The sequence below is a fragment of the Mesorhizobium sp. P3_A9 genome (assembly GCF_056402975.1).
The window spans coordinates 1-3,123 of sequence record NZ_JBFUGJ010000516.1; the positions used below are offsets into that span (position 1 = coordinate 1).

General features: G+C 63.5%; 5 protein-coding genes. 4 read left to right on the forward strand and 1 reads right to left on the reverse strand.

Annotated features, from left to right (window positions below; translation table 11 throughout):
- From AC1DX0_RS33625 to AC1DX0_RS33635, 3 genes are all read left to right on the forward strand, one after another.
- Positions 1 to 701, forward strand: a 701-nt coding sequence (locus tag AC1DX0_RS33625) for a right-handed parallel beta-helix repeat-containing protein (RefSeq protein ID WP_477358666.1), incomplete at its 5' end; no start/stop codon positions are given.
- Positions 702 to 941: 240 nt separating this feature from the next.
- The gene (locus AC1DX0_RS33630; RefSeq protein ID WP_477219157.1) at positions 942 to 1,529 is read left to right on the forward strand and encodes a YqhG/Tai3 family protein; all 588 of its coding nucleotides are present in this window, start codon (positions 942 to 944) and stop codon (positions 1,527 to 1,529) included.
- A 7-nt stretch (positions 1,530 to 1,536) separates the two neighbouring features.
- Positions 1,537 to 2,412, forward strand: coding sequence for an alpha/beta hydrolase (locus tag AC1DX0_RS33635; protein ID WP_477219156.1), 876 nt, complete (start codon positions 1,537 to 1,539; stop codon positions 2,410 to 2,412).
- A 7-nt stretch (positions 2,413 to 2,419) separates the two neighbouring features.
- On the opposite strand, the gene queF is transcribed toward AC1DX0_RS33635, so the two are convergent.
- Positions 2,420 to 2,881, reverse strand: coding sequence for a preQ(1) synthase (gene queF, locus AC1DX0_RS33640; protein WP_477219155.1), 462 nt, complete (start codon positions 2,879 to 2,881; stop codon positions 2,420 to 2,422).
- A 60-nt stretch (positions 2,882 to 2,941) separates the two neighbouring features.
- Between queF and AC1DX0_RS33645 the strand changes: the two genes are divergently transcribed.
- A partial coding sequence (locus tag AC1DX0_RS33645; protein WP_477358668.1) for a hypothetical protein occupies positions 2,942 to 3,123 on the forward strand: 182 nt, incomplete at its 3' end.

A 3,123-nucleotide genomic window follows, 5' to 3' on the forward strand; every position in this document is an offset into this window, starting at 1 on the left:
AGGCAGGTGTGTTGAACGCATCGACAAATGGCATCATCGTCAATGCGTTGGCCACTGACGTTATCGTTCTTCGTGGTCTCGATATCGACAGCGCGACGGCTGGTCCGGGTCTCAACGGAATCCGGTTTCTTGCCGGCGCCGCGCTGCATGTCGAGGATTGCGTCATTCGTGACAACACTGGCGCTGGCGCCGGGAACGGCAACGGCATCTTGTTCGCACCGTCTGGCACAGCCGAACTCTATGTCCGCGACACAATCATCACCGGCAACAATGACGGCATTCATATCCAGCCGACCGGTGCCGGCGTCGCCAAGGTCGTCATCGAGACCTCGTCGATCGAGAACAACAACCTAGCCGGGGTGAAGGCGGACGGCACCAGCAACACCGGTGGCTCGAACACGACTATTGTGAACAGCAATGTCTCGGGCAATACCAATGCCGGTATCAGCATCCTGAATCCGGGCGGCGGGCCGGCCATCAACCTCATGGTCGACGGCGTTACCGTGGCCAACAACGGTGCGGCAGGCGGCCTGCGCGTCGACGGAGCGAATGCGACAATCCGCGTCGGCAGATCGACCATCTCCGGCAACGCGACCGGAACGGCCATCGTCAATGGCGGCGTGATTTCGTCCTACGGCACCAACCAGCTCAACGGCAACACGGCAGATGGTCCCAATCCACCGACCATTCCGCAGAAATAGCTGTTGACAGCAACGGCGGGCGCGGGATGACTGCGTGAACCCACGAAAATGCTCCGCGCAGGCGACTGCGCGAGCAAGCAATTGAGGCGGTCTGGGGCTATTCGCGCCAGTGAGTTCAGCATGTCCATGAATCGGGCCCGAAGGCCATCGGCTGGATTCTCAGCCAACCCGACCGCGTCGCCGACCGGATCCCGCAATGCAGCCTTCCGCTTCAGTCTCGTGGCTTTGTCGATCGCTGGCATGTTATCCGTGGCAGCAGGTGGCAGCGCTGTGGCGCAAGGGCTGTTTGGCGCGCCCCCGGCAAACGCTCCGGCCAACGGCGCGCCCTCGGCTAGCGCTCCTGCCGACAGCGGGACGCCGCCCGCCAACGCACCGGGCGGTGCGGTGGAGCCGGCAACGCCGCCGGTTGCCTGGCCGCCCAGCGCCCCCGCCGCGCCCATCCAGCCGGGATCGCCGACGGCGGTGGTGCGGCCGTTCTACAATCAGGTTGGGCTGGAGATCGATCCGGCGCAGCGCAGCCATTTCATCGATCCGGCGAAAACCGTGCTCGATAAGAGCGACGCGCTGCGCAAATCCGGGCAGGGCGAATGCCTCGATCCCAACATGGCGCTGGACAATGCCGATTACGATAAGCTCGCAATCGACAAGAGCCTGAAGAGCATCGAGGCCGTGAACGGCGATCAAGCCAAGGTGGTCGTCGCCTTCGTCGTCGAAGGCCATCAGCACCGGCTGGAGTGGAAGCTGAAAAAGGTCGATGGCGACTGGAAGATATCGGACCTGCTGTCGGTGACCGGCGAGTGGGCGCTCAGCCAATATCAGTGCGAATGAACCGGCAATGAAGCTTCGCTTGTGGCTCGCGATCGTGCTGGTCGGGCTCGGCGCTGCCGCAGGCGTGTTCGACTGGCACATCGGCACCCTGCTGATCGCACGCCAGCCCCGGCAAGCTCTGGTGGCGCCTGGCGACTTTCCCGTCGAGCGGGTTGTGCTCGATCAGGCCGATGCGCCCGAGCTTGTCGGCTGGGTAGCCGATCGAAAGGGCAGTTGCGGCGCGATTGTGCTGCTGCATGGGCGCGGCGCTAACAGGCTGGCCTTGGTTCAAAGGGCGAAGCTTTTGTTCGGCGCCGGCTATTCCGTCATCCTGTTCGACCTGTCCGGGCACGGCGAGAGCGGCGGCGCCACTCAAGGCTTCGGCTACAGCGAAGGGCAGGACGCCGCCCGCATCATTGCCTTTGCCAGGCAACGCTTCCCCGGCCAGAAACTTGGGGCGTCCGGCTCATCGCTGGGTGCCACGGCATTCGTCTTTGCCGCACAGCAAGCGCCTGCCGATGCCTATGTGCTGGAGCAGCTCTACGCGAGTTTGCGCGAGACCACGGCATGGCGCATGCCTTTCCACTTCTGGCGCGGTTTCCAGGCCGATGTGCTTTTGGCGCAGATGCCGGTTCGTCTCGGCTTGAGCGCCGACGACGTCAGGCCGGTCGATCGCCTCGGCAAGATCGGTGCACCCCTGATGCTGCTTGCGGGCAGCGTCGATCCGTTCATCGATCGTGGCCAGGTGATGGCGCTGCAAAACGCCGCCACCGGCTCGCAACTGGTCTGGTTCGAAGGGGCAGGCCATGTCGACCTGCTGCGCTACGACCTGCCACGCTACCGCGATGCCGTCCTTCCCTTCCTGGCGACGAGGCTATGCCTGACGGGTGCCGGCAATGGTTGACATCAGTTCAGCCGCGCCCGCGATARGGCGCSACACCGGTGTCGGGCAGCCAGGCGCCTTCCGGTGGCGCGCCGGTCTGCCAGAACACATCGATCGGAATGCCGCCGCGCGGATACCAATAGCCGCCTATACGCAACCACAGCGGCTTGGTTGCTGCCACGATGCGGCGGCCGATCATGACGGTACAATCTTCATGGAAGGCGCCATGGTTGCGAAACGAGGTCATGAACAGCTTCAGCGACTTCGATTCCACCAAAGCCGCATCGGGTGCATAGTCGATGACGATATGGGCGAAATCCGGCTGGCCGGTCACCGGGCACAGCGAGGTGAACTCCGGGCAGGTGAAGCGAACGATCGCCGGCGGACCGTCGCCGCGCGAAAACGGCACGGTCTCCAGGACTGCTGCTTCGGGGCTCTGTGGCGTCTCGACATGGGCGCCGAGCTGGGTAAGGGTTTTGGTATCGACCATGGGCGGTTGTCCTTCGAATTTGCCGCGCTCATTAGCACAATTTGAAAAAGCAGGAAGACGATGACCAGCAACGACCCGCTTCTCCAGCCCTACCAGCTCAAGCATCTGACGCTGAAGAATCGGGTGATGTCGACCAGCCACGAGCCGGCCTATTCCGAGGATGGCATGCCGAAACAGCGCTACCGGCTCTACCACGCCGAAAAGGCTAGGGGCGGTATGGCGCTGACCATGACGGCCGGCTC

Coding starts and splice junctions, on each gene's coding strand:
- AC1DX0_RS33630 (WP_477219157.1), top strand. CDS start 942: ATGTTATCCGTGGCAGCAGGTGGCAGCGCTGTGGCGCAAGGGCTGTTT.
- AC1DX0_RS33635 (WP_477219156.1), top strand. CDS start 1,537: ATGAAGCTTCGCTTGTGGCTCGCGATCGTGCTGGTCGGGCTCGGCGCT.